The sequence below is a fragment of the Paenibacillus sp. FSL R10-2771 genome (assembly GCF_038000205.1).
In the GTDB taxonomy this organism is placed as follows: domain Bacteria; phylum Bacillota; class Bacilli; order Paenibacillales; family Paenibacillaceae; genus Paenibacillus_AQ; species Paenibacillus_AQ phytohabitans.
Genome location: NZ_JBBOBM010000001.1, coordinates 698,851 through 723,580 on the forward strand (window position 1 = coordinate 698,851; position 24,730 = coordinate 723,580).

At 53.0% G+C, this 24,730-nt stretch carries 19 protein-coding genes and 1 tRNA gene; 13 read left to right on the forward strand and 7 right to left on the reverse strand.

From position 1 onward, the window contains the following. Positions 1-96 precede the first annotated feature (96 nt). On the reverse strand, positions 97-402 hold the full coding sequence (locus tag NSU14_RS03100) for a hypothetical protein (protein WP_039310734.1): 306 nt from the start codon (positions 400-402) through the stop codon (positions 97-99). 230 nt (positions 403-632) lie between these two features. Here NSU14_RS03100 and NSU14_RS03105 point away from each other — a divergent pair, with 230 nt between their 5' ends. Both NSU14_RS03105 and NSU14_RS03110 read left to right on the forward strand, forming a co-directional pair. Further along, complete coding sequence (locus NSU14_RS03105) at positions 633-992, forward strand: hypothetical protein (RefSeq protein ID WP_340942760.1); 360 nt, start codon at positions 633-635, stop codon at positions 990-992. A gap of 40 nt (positions 993-1,032) precedes the next feature. Then, positions 1,033-2,643, forward strand: a complete 1,611-nt coding sequence (locus tag NSU14_RS03110) for an exosporium glycoprotein BclB-related protein (RefSeq protein ID WP_340942762.1) — start codon at positions 1,033-1,035, stop codon at positions 2,641-2,643. 514 nt (positions 2,644-3,157) lie between these two features. On the opposite strand, the gene NSU14_RS03115 is transcribed toward NSU14_RS03110, so the two are convergent. From NSU14_RS03115 to NSU14_RS03135, 5 genes are all read right to left on the reverse strand, one after another. After that, positions 3,158-3,739 (reverse strand): thioredoxin family protein, encoded by a 582-nt coding sequence (locus tag NSU14_RS03115; RefSeq protein ID WP_340942765.1) that lies wholly within the window; start codon positions 3,737-3,739, stop codon positions 3,158-3,160. A gap of 190 nt (positions 3,740-3,929) precedes the next feature. Further along, positions 3,930-7,280, reverse strand: a complete 3,351-nt coding sequence (locus NSU14_RS03120) for a DEAD/DEAH box helicase (RefSeq protein WP_340942767.1) — start codon at positions 7,278-7,280, stop codon at positions 3,930-3,932. Between the two features lie 828 nt (positions 7,281-8,108). Further along, the gene (locus tag NSU14_RS03125) at positions 8,109-8,795 is read right to left on the reverse strand and encodes a TetR/AcrR family transcriptional regulator (protein ID WP_042139680.1); all 687 of its coding nucleotides are present in this window, start codon (positions 8,793-8,795) and stop codon (positions 8,109-8,111) included. A gap of 66 nt (positions 8,796-8,861) precedes the next feature. Then, positions 8,862-9,899: an ABC transporter permease gene (locus tag NSU14_RS03130; RefSeq protein WP_042139679.1), complete on the reverse strand. Its 1,038-nt coding sequence runs from the start codon at positions 9,897-9,899 to the stop codon at positions 8,862-8,864. Further along, the gene (locus NSU14_RS03135) at positions 9,896-10,627 is read right to left on the reverse strand and encodes an ABC transporter ATP-binding protein (protein WP_340942769.1); all 732 of its coding nucleotides are present in this window, start codon (positions 10,625-10,627) and stop codon (positions 9,896-9,898) included. The genes NSU14_RS03130 and NSU14_RS03135 overlap by 4 nt, the downstream gene beginning before the upstream one ends. A gap of 428 nt (positions 10,628-11,055) precedes the next feature. Here NSU14_RS03135 and NSU14_RS03140 point away from each other — a divergent pair, with 428 nt between their 5' ends. From NSU14_RS03140 to NSU14_RS03165, 6 genes are all read left to right on the forward strand, one after another. After that, complete coding sequence (locus tag NSU14_RS03140; protein ID WP_042139677.1) at positions 11,056-11,502, forward strand: hypothetical protein; 447 nt, start codon at positions 11,056-11,058, stop codon at positions 11,500-11,502. Positions 11,503-11,663: 161 nt separating this feature from the next. Beyond that, positions 11,664-13,082 (forward strand): TolB family protein, encoded by a 1,419-nt coding sequence (locus NSU14_RS03145; RefSeq protein ID WP_340942773.1) that lies wholly within the window; start codon positions 11,664-11,666, stop codon positions 13,080-13,082. Between the two features lie 74 nt (positions 13,083-13,156). Next, positions 13,157-14,020: a phosphate ABC transporter substrate-binding protein gene (locus NSU14_RS03150; RefSeq protein WP_340942775.1), complete on the forward strand. Its 864-nt coding sequence runs from the start codon at positions 13,157-13,159 to the stop codon at positions 14,018-14,020. A 91-nt stretch (positions 14,021-14,111) separates the two neighbouring features. Continuing rightward, a complete protein-coding gene (gene pstC / locus NSU14_RS03155; RefSeq protein WP_340942778.1) occupies positions 14,112-15,056 on the forward strand; it encodes a phosphate ABC transporter permease subunit PstC in 945 nt (314 codons plus the stop codon). Further along, positions 15,056-15,937, forward strand: a complete 882-nt coding sequence (gene pstA, locus NSU14_RS03160) for a phosphate ABC transporter permease PstA (RefSeq protein WP_042139673.1) — start codon at positions 15,056-15,058, stop codon at positions 15,935-15,937. Before pstC ends, pstA begins: the two co-directional genes overlap by 1 nt. Positions 15,938-16,149: 212 nt before the next feature. Next, entirely contained in the window at positions 16,150-18,027 is a 1,878-nt protein-coding gene (locus NSU14_RS03165) for a FapA family protein (RefSeq protein WP_340942782.1), read from the forward strand. Between the two features lie 598 nt (positions 18,028-18,625). Here the strand turns inward: NSU14_RS03165 and NSU14_RS03170 are convergent. Next, positions 18,626-18,699: transfer RNA gene (locus NSU14_RS03170), tRNA-Arg, on the reverse strand. Positions 18,700-18,849: 150 nt separating this feature from the next. On the opposite strand from NSU14_RS03170, the gene NSU14_RS03175 reads away from it, so the two are divergent. The 5 genes from NSU14_RS03175 (at position 18,850) to ispG (ending at position 24,667) form a co-directional block, all read left to right on the forward strand. After that, on the forward strand, positions 18,850-19,779 hold the full coding sequence (locus NSU14_RS03175; protein ID WP_042139669.1) for a hypothetical protein: 930 nt from the start codon (positions 18,850-18,852) through the stop codon (positions 19,777-19,779). A 96-nt stretch (positions 19,780-19,875) separates the two neighbouring features. After that, the gene (gene tig, locus NSU14_RS03180) at positions 19,876-21,231 is read left to right on the forward strand and encodes a trigger factor (RefSeq protein ID WP_042139668.1); all 1,356 of its coding nucleotides are present in this window, start codon (positions 19,876-19,878) and stop codon (positions 21,229-21,231) included. A 302-nt stretch (positions 21,232-21,533) separates the two neighbouring features. After that, positions 21,534-22,124 carry an ATP-dependent Clp endopeptidase proteolytic subunit ClpP gene (gene clpP / locus NSU14_RS03185; protein ID WP_042139667.1) on the forward strand — a complete coding sequence of 197 codons (591 nt, stop codon included), beginning with the start codon at positions 21,534-21,536 and terminating at the stop codon, positions 22,122-22,124. A 12-nt stretch (positions 22,125-22,136) separates the two neighbouring features. Next, positions 22,137-23,393, forward strand: coding sequence for an ATP-dependent protease ATP-binding subunit ClpX (gene clpX / locus NSU14_RS03190; RefSeq protein WP_042139666.1), 1,257 nt, complete (start codon positions 22,137-22,139; stop codon positions 23,391-23,393). A gap of 128 nt (positions 23,394-23,521) precedes the next feature. Continuing rightward, a complete protein-coding gene (ispG, locus tag NSU14_RS03195; RefSeq protein WP_039296744.1) occupies positions 23,522-24,667 on the forward strand; it encodes a flavodoxin-dependent (E)-4-hydroxy-3-methylbut-2-enyl-diphosphate synthase in 1,146 nt (381 codons plus the stop codon). The last annotated feature ends 63 nt before the right edge of the window (positions 24,668-24,730 follow it).

Genomic DNA, 24,730 nt, shown 5'->3' on the forward strand with positions numbered 1-24,730 from the left:
GGCAATTACAATCACCAGCAGCAGACCACCGGCGAAACCCTCCCCGTCAAAACTGTCCATATCCCCGCGCCTCACTTTCACTTTCTAATTAGGTGGTCAGGAGTTTTCGGCTTTCTTTTTCAAAGCGGTCATAATCTCGTTCAGGGTGAGACTGCTGTTGTCATCAAGGAAGCTGACCAGCTTATCGACGTTGTCGTTGCTCAGATCACTTAAGGTTTTATATTTGCCTACCAGACTGACGAACATGGATGCGTCCGTGTACATCTGGATGGAGTCTACTTTCAGCTTGCCGGTCAAAAGAAGGGCAGCCACGGCGAACTCAAGCCCTTTTGGAGTTTGTGTTTTGGAGCTGGCTGGTGGTTTTTTGGCGGCAGGTCTCTTTCCTTTTCCAGGAGGGGGCATGGGACTCCCTTCTTCCGTTGGTCATTCTGCAGGAAAGCGGCAGCAAGGGCGGTCTCTCCTTAATTAAAAGATATGCGCCCCCGCAGATATTGGTGAATGGAACCTGTCTTATGTCCACACCGACCGGAGGACGCCAGAATATTATTATATTGTGCGATTAAAGATCAACCGTCGCTAGTAACTGAGTTTCACGCCGTAAATGCTAGATATGGAAGGAGGGATGAGACGGGATGCCGATTTTATCAACAGGACCTATCGAGAACAATGCCGTTTCGGGAATAAGACCTACGCAGACAGTTACGGTAAAGCTGGTGAAGCGTGATGGCATGGTAGGCTCTTCAGTCAGTATTCAGGGCTACTTGCTGGGAGCGACAAGAATATTGTATGTAAGTGAGGTTATTAATATTGCTCCGAATGAAGTGGTAACCAGGGATTACTTTGCCGATTTGGATGCGTTCGAATTTATTTTTACGATCGGAGAAGCAACCGGGGAGGAGATCGGGATTTCAGTATGGGGCAAGTCTTCTACCGGCCTGCTGGTGAATGCCCATCGCATTGTTACACATGAGAAATTAAGCTCCGAAGTATAGAGATTCATCCTATTCTACTAGGAAAAGGAGTGCTGAAACGATGAGTTTTTTATCCACGGGACCGATAGAAAATAATATGGTTGGCGGTGTGAGACCAACTACCCAGGTTACAGTCAGAATTGATAACCGCAGTGATATCACTGCCTCCACAGTATCGGTTCAGGGATACTATTTGAGTGGCAGCGTCAGAAACCTGTATGTCAGCGAGGCGATCGATGTTGCTCCGAATCAATCGATAACCACTACCTACTTTGCTGATCTGGATGGTTTAGAGTTTACTTTCTTAACACCTGCCACTGTGAATGATCCGGTCCAGATTTCGCTCTGGGGTAAGAGCAGCACCGGGGCACTGGTAACCGCGCACCGTCTGGTTTCTGCAGAACTGCTGGGCGAAATCTTCGGTATTACCGGAGCAACGGGTGCCACCGGAGCTCAAGGCGCCACAGGAGCGACAGGTTCGGGTGGCGGAGCTACCGGTGCCACAGGTGCAGCAGGAGCAACAGGTGCCACCGGGGCTCAAGGCGCTACAGGAGCGACGGGTTCTGGCGGCGGAGCGACTGGGGTTACCGGCGCGACAGGCACAGCTGGAGCGACTGGGGTTACCGGCGCGACAGGCACAGCCGGAGCGACTGGGGTTACCGGCGCGACAGGCACAGCTGGAGCGACTGGGGTTACCGGCGCGACAGGCACAGCCGGAGCGACTGGGGTTACAGGCGCAACAGGCACAGCTGGAGCGACTGGGGTTACGGGTGCGACAGGCACAGCTGGAGCGACTGGGGTTACCGGCGCGACAGGAACTGCTGGAGCGACTGGGGTAACCGGCGCGACAGGCACAGCTGGAGCGACTGGGGTTACCGGCGCAACAGGCACAGCCGGAGCGACTGGGGTTACCGGCGCAACAGGCACAGCTGGAGCGACTGGGGTTACCGGCGCGACAGGCACAGCTGGAGCGACTGGGGTTACCGGCGCGACAGGCACAGCCGGAGCGACCGGGGTTACGGGTGCGACAGGCACAGCCGGAGCGACCGGGGTTACGGGTGCGACAGGCACAGCTGGAGCGACTGGGGTTACGGGTGCGACAGGCACAGCCGGGGTTACCGGTGTTACTGGCGCGACAGGGGCAACGGGTTCAGGGGCAATCATTCCGTATGCTTCCGGCCTTCCAGTATCTTTGACAACGGTACTCGGCGGACTCTTGAATACGTCCAGTCTTGTAGGTTTTGGCAGCAGCTCTGCAGGTGTTAGTGTTACAGGCGGGATCATTGATTTGACAGGTGCGGCTGGAACCTTACTCAACTTTGCCTTCTCAGTACCGCGTGCAGGCACCATTACCTCACTGGCAGGCTATTTCAGTACGACTGCGGGACTTAGCTTAGTGGGTTCAACCGTAACCATAACTGCGAGATTATTCCAATCGACTACACCCAATAATAGCTTCACGGCAGTACCGGGCGCCACAGTAACTTTAGCTCCGCCATTGACAGGAGTTCTTTCCCTCGGTACGATCAGCAGCGGTCTGACTACCGGGCTTAGTATACCGGTAACTGCCGGCACTCGTTTGCTGATGGTCTTCTCGGCAACGGTATCAGCCGGAATTGATGTAGCGACAACGGTTGCCGGTTATGCCAGCGGTGGAGTTACAATTGTCTAAACCCGGCGCTGCAAGCCAAAAGAAATAAAACAGGGATGCTCCCAAGCCTATAGGCTCAGGAGCGTCCCTGTTTTATTTACATAGAGCACTCAATTGTAGTTGTATATTTGTACTTCTGTATAGCTAATGTTGAAGTAGGGGGGGGCTGATTTCATCCGCTGTTGGTGGCACAGATCAGGTAACTTTAATAAAATCCTGCACAGAATACAACATTCCCCCCATTAACACGCCCTAAATCTATAATTGTTGTACAAAAGGCAGCAATTCCCTCGTTCCAGGCCGATCAACGAAGCTATTGTTGTATTTCATACAACAATCCTCCCGCACACCCAGGTATCTAGGGATCAGAGTTGCAAAACGTACAACATTTATGCCTTCGTGCGTACTAAGAAGCCTACATTCTGCCGGCAATGAATTGTGTGTAAGGAATTAACAAATTCCTCTCGTCCCGCCGCGATTAACCAGTAAGCTGGTTAGGTTGTTGTCATAAGTGTGGTTTATATAGCCGGCCGTGTTACACCAGATCGCAAGCCTCAGCCGGCATCCAGTGGGCATCCTGGCCGTCCCATTTCACATTGCAGCCGATCGGGTTGGTCAGGGGTTCACTGACCGGTTGCCCGGATACCAGCTCTGTCAGGGCGTTATCCAGATTGTTGACGGTCAGCTTGCCGGTCTCGCGCGGATTATCAACGCCGCGTCCGGTGTAGACCAGCTTGCGGGCTTCATCGAAGATATAGAAGTGGGGCGTGCGCAGTGCGCCATAGGCCCGGGCGGTCTCTTGCGTATCGTCACGCAGATAAGTCCAAGGGAACTTATGCTCCTCCATCCGGGCAACCATATGCTCGAACGAATCATCGGGATGCGTGGTTTCACTGTTGGCATTGATGCCAACGAATTGGACACCCTGATCGCAGAATTTCTCCGCTGCCTCACGGGTAAGCTCATCGGAACCGACTACAAACGGGCAATGATTGCAGGTGAAAAAAACAACCAGGAACCTGGCGGACGCGAATTGCTCCAGGGAATAAGTCTGTCCGTCCGTCGCCTTCAGGGCGAAGTCAGGGGCTGAGTCTCCAAGCGCCAACGTAAAGCTCATTTACAAGCACCTCCTGAATAAGATACAAGCCTTCCCTTGTATTATACCGGACTTGCCAAACGCTTCCAAACTGAGCAAGATTACCTTCATTCCCCAAGCATCACAGGAGATCTTCAGCATGATTGTACTTTGTGCAACAGAAGCCGTATGATTTGGCGCAGAAAGCTATTCTATTGCAAGCCTGCCGTTGTCATATCGCGAGTATCTCGCGGATGTCCTGCTCGCTCAGGCTGGACAGGGCTTCCTGTCCCGGCTGAATTACTTCATCAATCAGATTCTTCTTCTTCTGCTGCAGCTCGTACATCTTGTCTTCTACGGTTCCCTGCGCAACCAGGCGGATGACCTGCACGACCTTCTTCTGTCCGATCCGGTGGGCGCGGTCAGCAGCCTGCTGCTCGACAGCCGGATTCCACCACAGATCGTAGAGAATGACCGTGTCGGCTCCGGTCAGATTAAGGCCGGTGCCGCCCGCCTTCAGCGAGATCAGGAATAGATCACGTTCCCCTTCATTGAAACGGGTGCACAGCTGGGTACGCTGGGAAGCCGGTGTTTGTCCGTCCAGATAGAAGTGCGGCACACCCAGCAGGGCCAGTTCGCGCCCGATCATCCCCAGCATTTGCGTGAACTGTGAGAAGATCAGCATCCGTTTGCCGGAGCTGCGGCATTCGTCGATAATCTCCAGCAGCTGTTCGAATTTGCCCGATCCTCCAGTGTACCCGTCCACGAACAGGGAGGGGTGGCAGCACAGCTGGCGCAGCCGGGTGAGACCGGCGAGGACTTTGATCCGGCCGTTGCCGAAGCTGTCGCTGTCCAGATGCTTGAGCGCTTCCTTGCGCAGTCTGGCCAAATAAGCGACGTAGAGCCTTTTCTGCTCCGGCAGCAGCTCAGAGGCCTGCAGTGATTCGATTTTGTCCGGCAGCTCCTTCAGGACATCGCTTTTGAGGCGGCGCAGCAGGAAGGGGCGGATACGCTTTGCCACAGTCTCCCGGGGAAGGTCATGGAAGGCCTTCTTGCCGGGGAACAGCCCGGGAAATACCACGCCGAAGATTGACCACAGATCCTCGAGCGCATTCTCCACCGGCGTTCCCGTAAGCGCGAAACGGTACCGCGCTTGAAGAAGCTTAACTGCCTGGGCAGTCTGCGTCTCATGGTTCTTAATCATCTGCGCTTCATCCAGGATGAGGGTATGGAAAGACCGCTTGGCGTATTCCACGGCATCTCTGCGCAGCAGCGGATAAGAGGTAATGATGACATCATGGCCGGCTGAATTCCGCAGCGTCCGGTTGCGTTCGTCCGCACTGCCGTCGGCAATGGCTGCCTTGATGTCCGGGGCGAAACGCTTCAGCTCATTATGCCAGTTGTAGAGCAGCGAGGCCGGGGTGACAATGAGCGCAGGGACTCCGCCCTGACGGATATCATCAAGCTCGGAGAGCAGGAAGGCGATACTCTGCAGCGTTTTGCCGAGACCCATATCATCCGCCAGAATGCCGCCGAAGCGGTAGTGGGCCAGCGTCTTCATCCACTGGTAGCCGTACTGCTGATAGTCGCGGAGTACAGAGGCCAGACTCTCCGGCACAGGGAAGTCCAGATTCTCGGGACTCGCCATATTGGCCAGCAGCCGCCGGAACGACCGGCCGATCTGGACGGAATCGCCTTTGCCGGTATCCGCATGCAGGCGAAGACCCCGCACCAGCGGCAGGGAGAACTCTGCATGATTGAAGTCCCCGTTCTGAACGCCAAGCTCATTCATCAGGGCGATAATTTCCAGGAATTCTGCAGTTTCCAGCGGGAGCAGCGCACCATCCGGCAGCCGGTAATACTTACGCTTCTCCTGCAGGGATTTCAGCACCAGCACGATGTCCTTCTCCGGAATACCATCCATGCTGAACTTGAAGTCCAGCCAGTCGGTCTTCTCATTCCAGCTCAGGCTGACCTTGGGCATGGCATGCTCCGTAAGCACTCTTTCCTTGACCGCAGTAGTGGCATAGACCTGAAGCAGCGGCTCCAGCAGCGGAATGGTATGGTGGAGAAAATCGAATTCCCCGTCCTCATCCCGCATGATATATCCGCTCTCCGTCCGTGCGAAGGACTCATGGGCCATCAGGTCGAGAATCCGCCGTTCGGCCTCCCCGTCCCGCATCAGAATCACTTCATTGCTCCGCTCATGCGCCTTCTCATCCAGCGGGTTAATGACAATCCCGCCATATTGGAATTCAAGCCCGGCGAGCAGCCGGTCTCTGACCCGGTCGAGATAGAGTCTGGCGTGAAGCTGCGCCTGAACGATTCTGTCCGCGATGGCATCGGCAATGAATACCTGGCCCAATTTTTTGAGTCCGGGAATGACGCCCTCCATGAATGGCTCCATCTGCTCCGGGGCAATGGCAATTCCGTCCTGCCGCGAGGGGTTCAGCAGCTTTTTCAGCTCAGCGAGACGCCCGCATTCCTGCACCGGCAGCTTCAGCAGCTTGCCCTCAGACAAGACAAGCCCGTAATCTTCCAGAATCGTAAGCTGCTGAAGCCCCTGGACATCCAGCCGGTACCCCTCTCCTTGCGCCTGATCGAACTGGAAGCTCAGCGGGAGTGCCTCAGCGGAGAGAGATAGACGTTCGTGCAGGACCTGGCCGTGCTGCAGACGGGCTGCAGGTACAGCCAAGAGTGCCGGCAGCAGGCTCTCCCAGAAGAAGGGAGGAACAGCCAGCAGCCGTTCATTTCCCGAAGTGCCGGTATGCGGAGCGTAAGGGCTGATGCTGCTGCGGTATATTTTTTCATTCAGCATGATTTCAATCAGCTTCACGAGCACCTCATTATCTTCCTTCGAGAAGCTGTGCAGGGCGGGATCATAACTGAAATGTCTGGAGAATTCAAAAGGCTCACCCCGGTGAACACGTTCCAGAAACCCCCGGATTTTGGGCACGATATAGAGGCGCTTAGGGCCTACTTTCAGTTCTATGCCCAGCATTGTGCTGCCGAAGCTGTAAGAGAAAGGCTTGCAGATGAACTCTACCTGAAGCGGTGTCCGCAGATCCATATAAGCTCCGGCTCCGCTCGGCCGCTGCCGCACTCCGGTGAACATCCCGAGCATGCTGCTCACCAGCTGCCGGTCTCCACTGCGCCCGGTGTATCCGTCTCCGGCAGAGCCGGAATGGCGGGGTGTAAGTATACCGGTCTCTCCCGTGAACGCCTCCGGCTCTTGCCCATCCGGATCGGGAGTCTGGCCCATGTCCATATCTTTGCCGAGATAAAGGACACTAACCAGTGCAGCTGCAATATGTTTGCAGAAAGGTCCGCCGCGGTAGTAGGCCGGGCAGGTACACTCCCCGTTAACATCACCGTCACTATCTATGGTCAGCACTACTTCATGGCTTTCCAGACCATGAACCGCAGCGCGGTATTTCGAATATTCCCCTTCAACGTTGTGCTCTGTATAGATAAGATCAACCTTATGAGCGTGATAATAAGCTACCCCCTGATCAAAAGCGGCCCTGCCGCACAGCAGCTTGATTACCCGTTCCGGTACCTGGAAACCCAATGTAATCCTCACTTCCTTCTATTCCTGATGGCTAACTGGCTCCCAAGCCAAAGCCTGGTTTGTCCCGTTCGACAATCGTTATAGTACCCATAATAACAGAACAGGCGTACGCCTTCAAAAGGGATTATGCTGAGAGCAGTTCTGTATGCTCTGTCCTGAAGAATTAAGCAATGCGGGAGTTATCTTGATGGATAGCAGCGGACTGGGGTGCTCTATTTGCCCGGACAATATCATTCACCGCGCCTGCGGACCCCATTACAGTTATTTATGTGTAAATTGTGTACAAAGAGTAGTAAGGTGGCAAATAGAACCGGGCAGGTGCATGAGCAAGAATAGCAGAGAAGCAGCAGTTCGCAAGGTATAAGTGAGGGAGTAGAAGCGGCAGAACTAGTATAGCGTCAGATTTAAAGTAGTGAAAATCACATGGGTAAATCGCTTGCTGAGGGTTTGAAGTGACCTGATTATGGCTTATGCGTATGCTTAATTGTACATTGTACAACTAAATCATCTGATTTACAGGCGATTCTCCGTTTAGTTGTATTTCGTACACTTAAACTGCCTTATGTAGACTGGTTATCACCAATTCGGCAGATTTAGTTGTACAGACTACAGTTATAAGAGACAAGCAACGTTTTTCGCTGTTTTTAATTGCATAGTATACAACTATCACTGAATTTCCACTTGGAGGAACTGATTACATCAATTGTTGCATTGTTGAACCAGTAGAACTAGCAGCAGCCAACCAAGTAAAAGCCAGCCTGGCCAGCACGATGTGCTCCCAGACCGGCTCAGACTGTCCCGAAATGGCGTAGCTGCTCCAGCAATGTCCCATCCAGCCGCCTACAGTGTCCTTGCCCCGCCAATTCCGTGCATGATGAAGCTGACGGTCTGCTCAATTTCTTCCTCGTCATTCCAGTCATGGTCCGGCATCAGCAGCAGGCGGGCCAGCAGATAGCCGATGACCGAAGAGATGGTGAAGCGGATGATCGCAGGAGTAGGAGCATCCATAATCTGGCCCTGCTCCTTGAAATGCTCCGTAATTACAGTGACACGCTCCAGCACCTGGCTGAGAATATTCTCGACCAGCTGTTCTCTGAGCGCGGGCTGGAAGGGGATCTCCTGGATAAGGATTCTGATAATTTTGAGATTCTTACGGGCGAAATCGAGCCGGTTCACCATAAATGCCTTAAGGAAGGCTTCATAGCTCTCAAAGGATACATCCAGCACACCGCTGAAATTACGCATCACAAACGGAGCGATCATCCGGCTCATGGTGGGGACTACGATGGCCAGCAGCAGATCTTTTTTGGTTTTGTAGTAGCGGAAAATCGTTCCTTCAGCCACGCCTGCCTTCTGGGCGATCTCACTGGTGGCCGCTGCCGAGAACCCCTTCTCCGAGAATGTATCAATGGCCGCCTGCAGAATGGATATCTGCTTGGGAGTCATTTGTTCCTTTTCACTGAGGGCCAGCAGCTCTTGAATCCACTGCTCCTGCCCCTGCTGCTCAGCAGCATTGTCTTTCTCCATGATGGACCCTCCAACTCTCTTGCTCTTACCTCCAAGTGTACCACAGCCTATACCGCTAATTCGAAGTTACATTTTGCGGTGCTTGCGCAAGGCCAGCACATTCAGCAGCATGAACAGCAGGGAGAAGCCGATCAGCATGAATACATCAAGGGCGATATCATTCCAGCCTTTGCCGCGGATCATGATATCCATCAGCGCCTGGGCGCCGTAGTAGATGGGGGTTGCCAGTCCTACGCGCTGCAGCCAGAGCGGAAGGGTATCGAGCGGAAATAGTCCGCTCAGGAAAATCTGCGGCACAATGACCAGGGGAATGAACTGGATCATCTGGAGCTCATTGGCGGCAAATGCCGAGAGCAGGGTGCCCAGCGTCAGCGCCGACATCGAGAGCAGCAAGGTCATCAGCAGAACGTAGCCGAAGCTGCCGGCCATCATAATGCCAAGCACCTGGATTGAGAACCAGGAGATCAGCAGCGCCTGAAAGACGGTGAAGATACCGAAGCCGCAGACATATCCAAGCACGATCTCCCAGCGCTTCAGCGGAGTGGAGAGCAGGCGTTCCAGTGTTCCCGTGGTCCGCTCGCGCAGGAAGGAGACACCCGCGATCAGGAAGACGAAAAAGAATACAAATACCCCGATCATAATCGGGCCGAAACGGTCGATCGTCTTCATATCCTCGGCGCCGTAGAGATAGCTGATCTGCGGCTGATTCTGTACACTGCCTGCCGCTGACGGCTGCAGGCTCTGCATAGCTTCCTGCAGGGCCATCATTACGGCACGGTTAGCGGTCGGGTTGCTGCCTTCCAGCATGATCTCAGGAGTGGTTCCTTTCATTGTAATATAAGCATCAATGTCCCCGGCCTGAAGGGCGGCGTTGCCGGATTCATCATTATCATAGCCGGTAATTTCAGCCTTCTGGGCTTCCAGCGCGGTGCTGAACACTGCAGCACCGGGGGCTACACCGATCTTCGGCTCATAAGCATCACCGTTAAAGACCAGGCTCATCAGGCTGAGCACCAGCAGGGGCGCGATGAACATCAGCGCCATAGTTCTTTTATCATGGATGAATTGCTGCAGAATTCTCAAGGTAATCGCACGGATTCTCATGGACGTACACCTCCATAGTACAGGAAGGCTTCTTCAATAGTAGCGGAGCCGGTTGCCTGCAGCAGTCCGGCGGGAGTATCTACTGCGAGCAGAACGCCATCCCGGATCATAGCCAGCCGGCCGCATTTCTCCGCTTCATCCATAACATGTGTGGTGAGTACAATCGTGGTGCCATTACGGTTCAACGCCTTGAGTTCCTTCCAGATCGACTGGCGCAGCACCGGATCAATCCCGACCGTGGGTTCATCCAGCAGCAGCAGGGGCGGCTCATGCAGCAGCGCGATGGCCAGTGACAGGCGGCGTTTCATGCCTCCGGAGTATTGGTCTACTCTTTTGCGCAAATGCTCCTGCAGGTTCACCAGCTCCATTACATCTCTGATCCGCCGTGTGCGGTTGCCGCCCTTCAGCCCGTAGAGGGAAGCGAAGAACTCCAGATTCTCCTTGGCGCTCAGTTCCGTGTATAGCGCATCGGACTGGGCCATATAGCCGATCTGCTGCAGCATGGCAAGCTTCGGCATCCGTACCCCGAGCACATTAATCTCGCCGGAGGTAACTTCGTCTATGCCCGTGAGCAGCTTGACCAGCGTGGTTTTGCCGGAGCCGGACGGGCCCAGAATCCCGAAGGTTTCCGCATGCTCCACCTGTAGCGTAATATCCTTCAATACCTTCTTGCTGCCGAAAGCACGGTCAACATGAGTTACTGTAATCACTGGGTTGGCTTGTTTCATTGTGATCTCCTCAATTCTCCGCATAATGAGTGAGTACTCACTCATTATAATAATGATTCTCTTGGTAAAAGTAAATCTCTTTTCCAAGTACACAAAAATATATATCTGGTGCTCTATTGATCTCCGCTATTGCGGACAAATAAAGGAATCTGAGTCCGATTAACCTGGGAATCTGCATGTTTTACCCGAAATAGCTTCTCATAATCTGTCCGCCAGACTGGCGGACAGATTATGAGAAGCTTCGTCAGGCTCCCGCAGAGCACATGCACGATGTATTAAGGACGAGGAGCCGTTTCCGCTTGCCGGCGCAACAAACATATTAAATTTTATGGATTACCCGTTTCCTTATACCGGTTATCAGGGTAATAAGGAGAATACTGGAGATTGCCGGCAACCGGAACCCATTACATTAGAAGGTGGTGCGAATCATGGCAGGACATAAGCTGCTCCTTACTCTGGGAGTGCTTCTGGCAGCGGCCGGACTTAGCGGCTGCAGCAGTACAGACGGAGCAGAAGCGGACAGCGGAGCTTTTCATACCCTGGCGGAAGAGAATGCGGACGCGCAGCAGTATTTGCCTGACGATCTGCCGATACCGGAAGGCGCGGGCATCACTTTTACCCAAGGTGAAGTGGCAGAGGGGAAGAAATCCTCTATGCTGATCTATGAGACAGAGGAAAGTATGGCCGCTCTTGGAAGTACATATCAGAAATATGTAAGAGACAAGGACCTGGAACGCGGAACAGAGATTGTCGACAGCAACAACATTCTAATTAATGGCAAGGTGAGCGGTTCCTATTCGTATTCTATTATCGGCAGCAGCTCGGACTCGAAGCCCGGCGGTAATGAGATTATTGTGACGTGGATACTGAATTAACATAACTTTTACGGTAAGGCCGGCCCAGGATTCATTCCTGGGCTGGCCTTTTTGTATTTACTTTTACAATTAATATTTCCATAACATTCCTCTGCAACAGAATTGACATTCGTAGATGAAAATAACATTAGCAGTTACCTATAGGAAAAGGGTGAATCTAATTGACAAACAGTAAATGGATCGGCGCAGCTTTGGCTTCAGCACTTCTCGTAACAGGGGGATCAGTAAGTGTTTTGGCTACAAGCAGCAGTGTGAGCGCCGCCGCCGTCAAGACAGCCGCAGTCGGGGAGGGAAGTACTACATGGAGTATCAATGGTACGCCGGTTGCACTCAGCACAATCAACAGCGGTGGATATAAACTCTATTCGTTAAGCCAGGTGGCAGGGGAGCTTGGAGCAGGACTTGTGCTCGGCAGCAGCGGATTTCTATTAAATGACAGCAAGGGCCTACATAATGTACAGATTCAGGCGGGTGTAAAAAGCTATCAGGTTGATGGTGAAGCACAGGAATTTACAGTAGCACCTGTCGTTCATAACAGCAAAACCTATGTTGAACTCACGAAGCTGGTTACCGCACTTGGCGGTGAACTGCAGGCTGAAACCAGCAGTATCCTGAGCTTCGCCCGGCCGGCCGGCCAATTCGATACCCTTCACTGGAGTGCGGACGGCGGTCTGATCGCCAGCCAAAGCGACGCTGAATCCACACTGCTCTATAAATTCAGCCAGGTGCCCGGCAATTATGAATGGTTCTCTTCCAACAGCAGTGCTGTGGATTATGCAGTTTCTGCGGACCAGCAGTGGGGTGTGTTCAGCAATGAGACAGGCCTTCTGCAGCTGATCAACCTGTCCAGCGGAGTGATCACTACCCTTGGCAAAGACACCAGCGTGAAGACGGACCTCGTATGGTCCAGCGACGGCAAGACAATCTATTTCATTCAAGGCGACAAGCAGGAGAAGCTGGCGCAGATTTCTGTAGAGACCGGAGAGGTCAAAGCGCTGCTTGAGGATAAAGTGGAGAATAAATCGGAGCTTCGCGTATCGGCGGACGGCAAAACTGCCGTGTACATTGTCAATGTAACAGGCACAGCCAAGAATGATGCCGACAGTACAGAAGATTCACTGACTGTAGACTTCAGCAAAGCCGGAGAACAGCTGTACAAGCTGGATCTGGCCACCAAAGGCGCGAAGCCGGCAGCCCTGACTACTGCGCTCGACAACAAGCTGTACCCTGAGATCCTTGCTAACGGCAGCGTAGTGTACCTGAGTGCAGATCCGGAGGGCACTGCCGCCAACACCCTGAAGTCGATTACAGCTGACGGCACCAGCACAGATATCACCTTGAGTGCTGAAGCCAACTGGTCTGCCGGAACAAGTACAGGTCTGGTGGTTGCAGGCTTGAGCGCAGATGGCAGCACTGTAATCTACTCTATTGCAGGCGGCGCGGCACCGGTTGAATTATTCCGCACGGCAGAAGATGTGTCCGAGGTGTCTGTCTCGAATGACGGCAGCAAGGTGGCCATTGTCAGCGACGGCAAAATCCTTGTAATTCAGAACGGCAAAGCAGTGCAGCTGTCCAATTAATACTGACTAATACTAAGCTTCACTGATTCACAACAACATATATCGGCGCTGGCCGCCGGGAGGAGAAATTATACATGAAGGTTTTCCGGAAATTAACAGTTACAGCGCTCACCGCGGTTATCGCGGTTACCGCAGCTTTTGCAGGGGTTGCCGCTGCTGCGGACAGTCTCAAGGGTAAAATCACCGTTAACGGTTCGACCGCACTGCTTCCATTGACGCTGCAGGCCGCCAAAGAATTCCAGAAGCTTCACCCTAAAGTGAAAATCGCCGCTTCAGGCAAAGGCTCCGTAACCGGACCTCAAGCCGTGAAGAAAGGCATTGCGGATATCGGCGCCTGCGACTGGGATGCCAGCATCGATGTTCCGGGCTTCAAAGCTTTTGAAGGACAGGTAGCGAACAAGGTAGCGGTCATTCCTTTTGCAACCATCGTGAACAAAAACGTCGGTGTAGACAACTTGACTACAGAACAGCTTAAAGGAATCTACTCCGGCAAAATCACGAACTGGAAAGAAGTCGGCGGAGCAGATGCCAACATCGTGGTTATCACCCGTGCCTTCGGTTCCGGTACCCGGGTCAACTATCAGGCGAAGGCACTTGCCGGCGGAGATATTGTGAAGAAAGAGAAGAACTACAAGGAAACCGGCTCCAGCGGCGACATGAAAACAGCTGTGGGCACTACTCCTAACGCTATCGGATACATCGACCTTGTCTACGTGACCGGCAGTGACATCAAAGCCGTGAAGTTCAACGGTGTGGAAGCGACTACGGACAATGTTATCAACGGTTCGTACAAGATTTGGGCTTACGGCTACTACATGACCAATGGCCAGCCTACCGGCGCTACCAAAGAATTCATCGAATACGTGCAGAGCAAGAAGTTCCAGCAGGGTTCGCTCAAAAAGCTTAAATTCATTCCGATTGCCGCCATGCAATCCTAGGATCAACCATAGTACAAGGTAACAGACTGATAGGTAACAGCGGCCAGCTCCGGAGCTTCATGCGGGGTTGGCCTCTTACAGGAGGGAAAGTATGGGGGCACCGGTTCATAGCCTGACAGCACAGACACAGAAGAGCCTTGAGGAAGTTAGAGTGAATACCAGAAGACATAAGAGACATCTGCTTGGCAACACGTTATCCCGTTATTATTTCCTGTTCAGTATCCTTGCGCTTTGTGTGGTGCTTGGACTAGTTATTGTATTCATCGGCAAAACGGCGCTGCTGCTGTTCGGGAGCGTCTCGCCGCTCGATTTCTTCTTCTCGTTCAACTGGACACCGGAAGAGGATGCCTTCGGCGCCGCTGCCTTTATTGTAAATACATTATCGCTTACCGCATTGACCCTGGTCATCGCCGTACCAATCTCAGTCGCTATGGCCGTGCTCTGTGCGGAGATCGCGCCTAAATGGCTGACAAGCTTCATCCGTCCGGTGCTGGATCTGCTGGTCGGTATTCCTTCTATTGTATATGGTTATCTGGGCTTGACCGTACTGCTTCCCTTCCTGCGAAGAGTGAGCGGAGAAGGCCTGGGGGACGGACTGCTCGCCGCAGCCCTCGTGCTGGCGCTGATGGTGCTGCCGACCATTTGCCGGATCAGCGATGATGCCATTGTGTCCGTTCCGCGCAAATACCGTGACGCCGCGTATGCGCTGGGCTCGACCCGTCTTCAGGTCATTATGCGCGTTGTACTGCCGGCAGCAAGCCGGGGGATTGTCTCGGCCGTTATTCTCGGCATGACCCGTGCGATCGGCGAGACCATGGCGGTGGTTATGGTGATCGGCAATACGCCTCAGCTGGCGAAGACCCTGTTCACGCCAACCTCCGTGCTGACCAGCAACATTGTAATGCAGATCTCTAATGTTGAGTTTGAGTCCACCTGGAACTACTCCCTGCATATGATGGCCTTCCTGCTGCTGCTCATTTCCTTTGTGCTGATTCTAATTATCCGCGTGCTGGGCCGGAAACGGAGGGATGCCTGATGAACGGGTTTACTCGTACACGATATACGGCAAGGGCGCAGCGGCGCAACAAAATAGCAACCATCGGTTTCTACACACTGGGCGCTCTGGTGATGCTGCTGATTTTCTGGCTGCTGTTCACCATCTTAAGCAAAGGCCTGCCGGCGCTCCGGCCCGACTTCCTGATCAAGCAGCCGGAAGAGATGGATGCCGGCGGGGGGATCGGCCCTGTGCTTTTCAACTCCTTCTATATTCTGTTCATCTCGCTGCTGATCTCGGTTCCGATCGGGATCGGGGCAGGTATCTATATGGCAGAGTATGCGCCGGATAATGCCTTCACAGGCGCATTGCGCATCTGTGTGGAATCCCTGGCCTCCGTTCCGTCCATCGTGTTCGGCCTCCTGGGCCTGGCGATCTTCGCCGAGTACTTCGGTGTCGGCCTGACCATCCTCGGCGGAGGCGTGAGCCTGGCACTGCTGAACCTGCCGATGCTGGCCCGCGTCACGGAAGAAGCCGTGCGCGCGGTCCCCGGCGAGATCCGTGAAGCCGGCTATGCACTCGGCATGACGAAGTTCCATGTCATCCGCAAGGTCGTGCTGCCGGTAGCCCTTCCGGCTATCATCACCGGCGTCTGCCTCGTGGCCGGACGCGCCTTCGGGGAATCGGCGGTTATTATCCTGACCGCCGGACTCAGCACCTCCGGTGAGATGTGGGATTTCAATCTGTTCTCGCCGGGTGAGACCCTGGCGGTCCATCTGTGGTACGTGCAGTCCGAGGCGATTGTCGAGGATGCGCGGCAGATCGCGGACAAGTCCGCTGCGGTGCTGGTGTTCGTAGTCCTGCTGATTAACTTTATTTTCCGCTTTCCGCTGTGGCTGGGGAACCGCCGCCGGGGGCGCTGAGACTTAGACTTGGAGCGGTATATGTGAATGACAGGCTGCCTTTGCTGTGGATAATCCACGGCGGGCAGCCTGTTTGACGTGACAGGAGACGCGGAGGATCGCAGACGCCGGAGGGCTTTTTTTCACAGGGGAGCCTATCTATTTCCATTGCTTAAAATTATAATAATACTAGAATGAATGAAAGCGGTTATAAGGAACAGGGGGTATGCCGAATGCCTGACCGTATGTCCGAGCAGGAACTGAATAAGCTGATTAATATGCTGGAGCTGTCGCAGGGTGACGGTGATATCGAGTTTGATATTTCATTTATGGTATCCGGTGACCCGGATCATGACCACGGGGGGCGGGTGCTGGTCCGGGCTGACAAAATCTTCGTACAGGACCCGCTGCCCGGCGGTTCGCCCGCAGTGATTATGGGAGTTCTTCCGGTTAATCTATATGTCAACGGCGAGCCGGTTTCCGGCCCGGCCGAGGTAACTACGGAGGATACTATAGAGTGGGAAATCTCGGAGCCGCCGCTGTATTCGATTACCGTGTCGGAGGATCGTCTGCTGGCTTTTTTCACCCTCCATTCCACGAAGAAATTCTCCTGGAAGCTGAATGATCATTTATCCGCCGGAATGGTGGAAGTAGACGCCGTGATGAATACGGAGAATGTTGTCGGAATTCTGGGCCTGAACCAGATTATTGCCGACTTTGAGCGCCGGGGAATCATTCAGAACCTGAATATCTCCGGAATTCATGCTGAACTGCAGAATCCCACTTATCAGCCAATTACCGCTGCCCAGGGCAGAGCGGCTGTGCCGGGGGAGAATGCGCATCTTGAACTGTTTTTCTCCGAGACGATTGAGAATGAATTCAGCGAGATTGAAGGCCAGGTGGATTACCGCAGCCATCTGCGTATTCCTTCCGCGATCCGCGGTGAAGTGCTGGCGCGCAAAATTCCGGTAATCGAGGGGATTCCCGGCTATGATGTATATGGAGAGATTCTATATCCCCCGCCGCCTGCAGACCTTACGATTCTCGCCAAAAATAATACAGTGCTGCTGATCGGCAATGAAATCCGCGCCCTGCGTGAAGGCCGGCCCCGGGTAACCGGTGACCGGATCAAATATTTCGACATCTGCACGTCCTACATCGTACCCGGCAATGTGAACATTAAATCCGGCAATATAGTATTCTCCGGAGATGTCATTATACGGGGCGATGTCGAGGACAATATGATCATTGAGTCGCTGGGTAACGTCTATGTTGCCGGCAGCATCTATAACTCCACCATCACAGCCACCGGCAGTATTCTTGTCAAAGGCAATGTAGTGAACAGCAATCTGTACTCCGGGTATTTCGGCGTGATGTACAACCGGATCTACAACTGCTCCAAGCTGCTGATTGAAGAGACCAAGATCCTCCAGACCGCGGTCCGGATGCTGGTTCAGGCCGTCCAGGGGCGGAAGCAGAGCGTGAAGTACGGACAGGCTGTGCTGCTGCTGCTGGAGAGCAAGTTCCAGAAGATCCCGCAGCTGATCAAGGAGCTGCTCTCGGTGCTGGCAACGGTTCAGGCCTCTTACCATCAGGATCTGGAGCAGACGCTGCATTTCCTGAATCTGTTCCTGAAGCCGGCCCAGCTGGTGGATTATATGAGTGAAGCTTCGCTCAGCGGAGTGATCGGCATGCTGGAGGAGCTGCATATGGGTGTGGCCCGGATGCAGGAGACCAAGGTCGAGGTTAACATCGGCAAATGCCAGAACAGCACGCTGAAATCCAACGGCGATATCATCATTCACCGGGACGGGATTGTGCAGAGTGAGCTGTTCTCTTCGGGCAATATTACGTTTCTCAAAACATTCTCCGTCTGCCGCGGCTCCAAGCTGGAGGCCGGGGGCAGCATTTCTGCCTTTTATGTCGGCGGGGAGAGCGGCGCACAATCCTACCTCAAGGCCAAACAAAGCATCTCCGTCCGCAAAATGTACCTGGGCAAAGTCACCATTGACCGCTATACCGCAGACATCACCGAGCCGGTGGAGAACCTGGTCTTCAACGCCGAGAGTCTGCGGAGCATGAAGCTGGCTGCGGAGTCCGGGAGAGGGTAGTGTAATATTAGAGCGTCCTGTATGCCTTGTGGCTGCGTGGGCGCTCTTTGTTTATGTTGCAGTGAGAAATAGGGGTGAAGTGAAGGAGAACGTCAGAGTGCGGGGATACGGGTGCGGGTGGCAGGGATGAAGCGAAGTGAGGGTAAGTGGAGGTAAGTGAAGGTAAGTGAAGGTAAGCGGCAGGATGATGCAAGTGTAGGGAGTAACAGGCAAGATAGAAGAAGCGGTGAGGAATAAGGTGAAGACGATGAGGGGCGCTGTAGACTGTATGCGAGGAAATAGAGCATTCCGGGATATATGCGGACTCAGAAGCGCTTATATTGTAATTTGGAGCTCAGAATGAGGTGAAACGGGTTACTTAACGGAATCTGTGTCCGCATGGCCTGCGGAATGGCGCGATCCGCCCAAATAAGGGCCCTCCAGTCCGCAAGGGCCCCGCTATGTGCTGGCACGTACCGTCCCGGAAGAATACAGCCCATTCGGGCTGATTGCGAAGCAGATCCTAACGAAGCGTATGCTCCAACGTCCCCGGCTGACGCCAAGGGTTCTCATCCTCCGGACGCACAAACAGCCTCCCCGAAGGGAGGCTGTTCTATGACGTCCCGGAAGGGATTCGAACCCCCGACCGTGCGCTTAGAAGGCGCATGCTCTATCCAACTGAGCTACCGGGACATGGTGCCTGACTGAAAAGCAAGCAAAAATTATGTTATCATACATAGATTATTTTTTCAACTTGTTTTTTTGAAACCGTACGGGGATATGCTATAATCAACAATTGATTAGGGTTCGGATGAAGAGGAACGGAGAAAAGGAGGTGCCCTCATGAATCAATTCAATTCCCCTGCCAAAGAGAATATCGTGCTGTTCCCGAAGACGCTGGATTATTATCAGATCCAGCTTACGGTAATGCTGGAAAGTGAACGTTACGGGGAAGCGATGGAACTGCTGCGTTTTCTGCTGCAGTGCCAAGGACAGGAAGAGCGGCACTACGAGGAGTGGCAGTCGCTGCTGGATTGGCTGGAGGCGGCGTTTCCCTACGCCGCACAGGGCGGGGATGCGGATGATGCCCCCTCTGCAGAAGAGCAGGATCTGAAGGAAGAGGATATGGCCCGGATTCTGGCCAAATCCAAGCTGGAGGAGGATGCGGATTATCCCGATAAGCTGCTGAAGCGGGTCATGAATGAGCCGCTGTCCGAAGCGACCGTGCTGGCGCTGGAGCAGCTCTCCTACCTGGAGGGAAGCCATGTAGATGAAGCGCTGACCGGCTGGCTGCAGCAGGCTGAGGTGCATCCGCTGCTGCAGTTCCGCACGCTGCAGACGCTCCGCCGCCGCGGGGCCCAGGGGGCGGTCAGGCTGAGCCGCGGCCACGAAGCCGCTGAGGTGGAGATCGAGGCTGTGCCGCTGCAGAATGACGAGTTCCCGCCGCAGGTAAGCCAGGTGCTGGAGCGGGTGGCGGAGCAGGCCGAGGTGCATGAGCCGACGCTGTACTATTTTGCCCAGGAGCTCTGGGGGCAGTTCATCATGTCGATTTATGGAACGAAGGAATACCGCGAGCTGCTGGACGGAGAGTATTCACTGCTGGATATTTGGGCCGGAGCCTTGCACCAGATGGTGTCGGAGAGCCTGAACGGAAACCGCAATGAAGAGGAAACACGGAGTATGTACGGGATCACGGACAGCATGCGCTTTCAATTCGAAGCGGCCTACCGTTCGCTCAAAGGATTTGTAAAGAGTTCTCTACTTGATAAATAAAGTAATGTTGTATATAATATAATGGTTATTCTGTGCGTGAATTGTATGACTTTTTTTAAGTAAACATGTAACCAATTTTGGAGGGAAAAGTATATTATGAAAGCAACCTGGGAAAAAATAGAGAAGAACCTTGGAGTTCTTGAAGTCGAAGTAGAAGCAGACCGTGTAGCTGCAGCACTCGACAAAGCTTTTAATAAAGTGGTTAAGAAAGCAAACGTACCTGGATTCCGTAAAGGTAAAGTGCCGCGGCCAATTTTCGAATCCCGTTTTGGTGTGGAAAGCCTGTACCAGGATGCCATCGACATTCTTCTTCCTGAAGCTTATGGCGAAGCAGTTGAACAAACCGACATCTTCCCTGTAGACCGTCCTGAAGTAGACATCGAGCAATTCGCCAAAGGCCAGCCGTTCATCTTCAAAGCGAAGATCACTGTTAAGCCAGAAGTGAAGCTGGGCGAGTACAAAGGTCTGGAAGTTCCTGTACAGAAGGCTGAAGTAACTGATGAAGAGCTGGACGCTGAACTGACACGTCTGCAAGAGCGTCATGCTGAGCTTGTTGTAGTTGAAGATGAAGCAGCTGTTAACGGCGACATCACTGTGATCGACTTCGACGGTTCCGTTGACGGCGTTCCTTTCGAAGGCGGACAGGCTGAGCGTCATTCCCTCGAACTGGGAAGCAACTCCTTCATTCCGGGCTTCGAAGAGCAAGTAGTTGGCATGTCCACCGGAGACTTCAAAGATGTTGAAGTTACTTTCCCTGAGGCTTACCATGCTGCTGAGCTTGCCGGCAAAGTAGCTGTATTCAAAGTGAAGCTGCACGAAATCAAACGCAAACAGCTTCCTGCACTGGATGATGAATTCGCTAAGGATGTAAGTGAATTCGACACTCTGGAAGAATACAAGGCAGATCTGAAGGCACAGCTGGAGTCCCGCAAACAGGAAGAACTCAAAGGCGTTCGCGAAACTGCAGTAGTTGATGCAGCTGCTGCTAATGCTGAAGTTGAAATTCCTGAAGCTATGATCGCCAGTGAAGTAGAGAACATGGTTCGTGATTTCGACACCCGTCTTCGCCAGCAGGGCATGAACATGGATATGTTCCTCAGCTTCTCCGGCCAGACACGTGAAGACCTGCAGGAACAGATGAAGGGCGATGCCGAGAAGCGCGTTCGCAACAACCTTGTTCTGGAAGTCATCGCTAAGGAAGAGAAGATCGAAGTTTCCGAAGAGGAAGTTACTCAAGAGCTTGCTACTATGGCAGAAGCTTACAAACGTACTCCTGAAGAAATCCGCAGCATTCTGGCGGCCAATGGTTCCCTGAGCAGCCTGAGTGACGAAATTTCGCTGCGCAAGACTATTGAGTTCCTCGTTAGCAATAGCGTAGAAGTTGATGCTCCGGCTCCTGTTGTAGAAGCGCCCGTTGAAGAAACGGCTGCAGAAGAAGCAAGCGCTGAGTAGTCATCTGCTGAGTAGTCTTCTTTAGAAATTTTACCTAGCACGGCCATTTCCATTAGGCCTCCATAAAGAGCAGATAAGGCACGTAAGTTTTTGTTACGTGCCTTATTTTTATCGGGGCGGACGTTATGTGAGTACATACCACGAATCAAGAATTGGCATTGCCCGCGGAATTGCGATATAATGGCATGCACATGAGCAGTGCGGTTAAGAGCAGCAGTGAATAAATGACATCCCGCTTTGAACGTGTTAAAATATTTCTGAAACGGAAAGACTAATCTGTATAGAGAAAAGAGGTTGGTGGCATGAGTCTGGTACCAATGGTTGTGGAAACGACAAGTCGGGGAGAACGCTCATACGATATCTATTCGAGATTGCTCAAGGATCGCATCATCTTCCTAAGCAGTGCGATTGACGATGATGTCGCCAATCTGGTTATTGCCCAGTTATTGTTCCTGGCAGCAGATGACCCCGAAAAAGACATTCACTTGTACCTCAACTCGCCCGGTGGTTCTGTCACAGCCGGCATGGGTATATATGATACGATGCAATATATCAAACCGGATGTTTCAACGATTTGTGTAGGGATGGCTGCCAGTATGGGATCATTGCTCCTTACAGCTGGAGCGCCTGGCAAGAGATTTGCGCTGACCAACAGCGAGGTTATGATTCATCAACCGCTTGGCGGCGTTCAGGGGCAGGCATCCGATATCTGGATCCATACCGACTGGATTCTGAAGACGAAGGCGAAGCTGAATCAGATTTATGTAGAGCGCACAGGTCAGCCCCTTGACAAAATCGAACGGGATACGGACCGCGATAACTTCATGAGCGCGGAAGAAGCGAAGGAATACGGGCTCATTGACCAGGTACTCTCTTCACCGATCATATCTTAAAGGGGTGGTAAGATGTTTAAATTTAATGATGAAAAAGGGCAACTGAAATGTTCTTTTTGCGGCAAATCGCAAGAGCAGGTTCGTAAGCTGGTAGCAGGACCTGGCGTTTATATATGTGACGAATGCATCGAGCTGTGCACGGAAATCGTGGAAGAGGAGCTCGGTCACGAAGAAGAACTGGATATGAAGGATATTCCGAAACCGAAGGAAATCCGCGATATTCTGGATCAATACGTAATCGGCCAGGAGCAGGCGAAGAAATCGCTCTCCGTTGCCGTATACAATCACTACAAGCGTGTGAACAGCCAGAGCAAGATTGAAGATGTGGAGCTGACGAAGAGCAACATCCTGCTGCTCGGACCTACAGGCTCGGGTAAGACCCTCTTGGCGCAGACGATGGCGAAGATCATCAACGTTCCTTTTGCCATTGCAGATGCCACTTCCCTTACGGAAGCAGGTTATGTCGGTGAAGACGTTGAGAACATCCTCCTGAAGCTGATTCAAGCGGCTGATTATGATGTGGAGAAGGCCGAACGCGGCATTATCTATATAGACGAAATTGACAAGGTAGCACGTAAATCCGAGAACCCGTCCATTACCCGTGACGTTTCCGGTGAAGGCGTACAGCAGGCTCTGCTGAAGATCCTGGAAGGTACAGTGGCTTCTGTTCCACCGCAAGGCGGACGTAAGCATCCTCATCAGGAATTCATCCAGATCGATACCACGAACATTCTGTTCATCGTAGGCGGTGCTTTTGACGGCCTGGAGCAAATGATCAAACGCCGTATCGGCAAAAAAGTCATCGGCTTCAACGCAGGGGCTGAAGGTCAGAAGGATCTCAAAGCCGGCGAATACCTCTCCATGGTATTGCCTGAGGATCTGCTCAAGTTCGGCCTCATTCCTGAGTTTGTCGGCCGTCTGCCGGTCATCTCGACCTTGGAGCCGCTTGATGAGAACACACTGGTACGTATCCTCTCCGAGCCGAAGAACGCGCTCGTGAAGCAGTACATTAAGCTGCTCGAGATGGATAATGTAGCGCTGAAGTTTGAACCGCTTGCCCTGGAAGCTATTGCCAAGGAAGCGATCAAACGCAACACCGGTGCCCGCGGACTGCGTGCAATCATCGAGAGCATTATGCTCGACGTGATGTATGAGGTTCCTTCGCGTGATGACATCAAGGATTGTGTCATTACCGAGAAGGTTGTCCAGGAGAAGTCCCTGCCGGAGCTTAGTCTCAAAAAGGATAAGAAAAAAGAAGAAAGTGCGTAAGCAATGAGTAATCATCTGCTTAGTGCAGCTTAACAATACAATTCAGGGTCTCCACTTTCTCCCGCACACCCCGCAGTACCTGCGGGAGCGGAGAGGGTGGAGCTTTGATCGTTATGGGGGAGAAAACCATGTTCCTGAGACACCAGACCCGTCCCGTCAATGTCGGCGGGGTTATTATTGGGGGAAACAACGAGGTTGCTATCCAAAGCATGTGTACGACCAAAACCGCCGATGTGGAAGCGACCGTAGCCGAGATTCTGCGGCTGGAGGAAGCCGGATGCCAGCTCGTGCGTGTGACGGTTAATAATGAAGAAGCGGCGGCGGCAATTAAGGAAATCAAGAAACAGATTCATATCCCGCTGGTAGCGGATATTCATTTCAACTATAAGCTGGCCCTGCTGGCGATTGAGAACGGCATCGACAAGGTGCGGATCAATCCCGGCAATATTGGACGCCGCGATAAGGTGGAAGCTGTAGTTAAAGCCTGCAAGGATAAAGGGATTCCAATCCGTATCGGGGTTAATGCCGGTTCCCTGGAGACGCATTTGCTGGAGAAATACGGCTATCCTACACCGGAAGCTATGGTGGAGAGTGCCCTGTACCATATCGGAATTCTCGAAGAGCTGGATTTCCATGATATTATCGTATCGCTGAAGGCATCCGATGTGCCGATGGCCATTGAAGCCTACCGCAAAGCGGCGGAGGTTATTCCGTACCCGCTGCATCTGGGGATTACCGAGTCCGGTACACTGTTCGCAGGAACCGTGAAGAGCTCCGCCGGGATTGGTGCGCTGCTCTCCATGGGGATCGGCAGCACGGTACGTATCTCACTGAGTGCTGATCCGGTAGAAGAGGTGAAGGTGGCACGTGAGCTGCTCAAGACCTTTGGTCTGATCTCGAACGCGGCTACACTGATCTCCTGCCCGACCTGCGGACGCCTGGACATTGATCTCTTCTCTATCGCCAATGAAGTAGAAGAGTACATCTCCAAGCTGAAGGTGCCGATTAAGGTATCTGTACTGGGCTGCGCAGTGAACGGGCCGGGTGAAGCAAGGGAAGCCGATATCGGCATCGCCGGCGCACGCGGGGAAGGTCTGCTGTTCCGTTACGGCAAGATGATCCGTAAGGTTCCTGAGGCAGAGCTGGTCTCCGAGCTGAAGAAGGAAATTGACATCATTGTGGCGCATTTTGAAGAAACGGGTGAGATTCCCGGCCGCAAGCATGCGGGACTGGCTCCGGCTGTAGTTGTTGGTAACCCAGAGGGCAGCAATTAACTGAACTGATTCTATCGCATCCTATCCTAATAGCAACTATGTTTATATACATGAAGCGCCCCG

What these genes read in the sequence shown, in the direction of transcription:
- NSU14_RS03100 (WP_039310734.1), bottom strand. Translation starts at nt 402, where the DNA reads ATGCCCCCTCCTGGAAAAGGAAAGAGACCTGCCGCCAAAAAACCACCA.
- NSU14_RS03105 (WP_340942760.1), top strand. Translation starts at nt 633, where the DNA reads ATGCCGATTTTATCAACAGGACCTATCGAGAACAATGCCGTTTCGGGA.
- NSU14_RS03110 (WP_340942762.1), top strand. Translation starts at nt 1,033, where the DNA reads ATGAGTTTTTTATCCACGGGACCGATAGAAAATAATATGGTTGGCGGT.
- NSU14_RS03115 (WP_340942765.1), bottom strand. Translation starts at nt 3,739, where the DNA reads ATGAGCTTTACGTTGGCGCTTGGAGACTCAGCCCCTGACTTCGCCCTG.
- NSU14_RS03125 (WP_042139680.1), bottom strand. Translation starts at nt 8,795, where the DNA reads ATGGAGAAAGACAATGCTGCTGAGCAGCAGGGGCAGGAGCAGTGGATT.
- NSU14_RS03130 (WP_042139679.1), bottom strand. Translation starts at nt 9,899, where the DNA reads ATGAGAATCCGTGCGATTACCTTGAGAATTCTGCAGCAATTCATCCAT.
- NSU14_RS03135 (WP_340942769.1), bottom strand. Translation starts at nt 10,627, where the DNA reads ATGAAACAAGCCAACCCAGTGATTACAGTAACTCATGTTGACCGTGCT.
- NSU14_RS03140 (WP_042139677.1), top strand. Translation starts at nt 11,056, where the DNA reads ATGGCAGGACATAAGCTGCTCCTTACTCTGGGAGTGCTTCTGGCAGCG.
- NSU14_RS03150 (WP_340942775.1), top strand. Translation starts at nt 13,157, where the DNA reads ATGAAGGTTTTCCGGAAATTAACAGTTACAGCGCTCACCGCGGTTATC.
- pstC (WP_340942778.1), top strand. Translation starts at nt 14,112, where the DNA reads ATGGGGGCACCGGTTCATAGCCTGACAGCACAGACACAGAAGAGCCTT.
- pstA (WP_042139673.1), top strand. Translation starts at nt 15,056, where the DNA reads ATGAACGGGTTTACTCGTACACGATATACGGCAAGGGCGCAGCGGCGC.
- NSU14_RS03165 (WP_340942782.1), top strand. Translation starts at nt 16,150, where the DNA reads ATGCCTGACCGTATGTCCGAGCAGGAACTGAATAAGCTGATTAATATG.
- NSU14_RS03175 (WP_042139669.1), top strand. Translation starts at nt 18,850, where the DNA reads ATGAATCAATTCAATTCCCCTGCCAAAGAGAATATCGTGCTGTTCCCG.
- tig (WP_042139668.1), top strand. Translation starts at nt 19,876, where the DNA reads ATGAAAGCAACCTGGGAAAAAATAGAGAAGAACCTTGGAGTTCTTGAA.
- clpP (WP_042139667.1), top strand. Translation starts at nt 21,534, where the DNA reads ATGAGTCTGGTACCAATGGTTGTGGAAACGACAAGTCGGGGAGAACGC.
- clpX (WP_042139666.1), top strand. Translation starts at nt 22,137, where the DNA reads ATGTTTAAATTTAATGATGAAAAAGGGCAACTGAAATGTTCTTTTTGC.
- ispG (WP_039296744.1), top strand. Translation starts at nt 23,522, where the DNA reads ATGTTCCTGAGACACCAGACCCGTCCCGTCAATGTCGGCGGGGTTATT.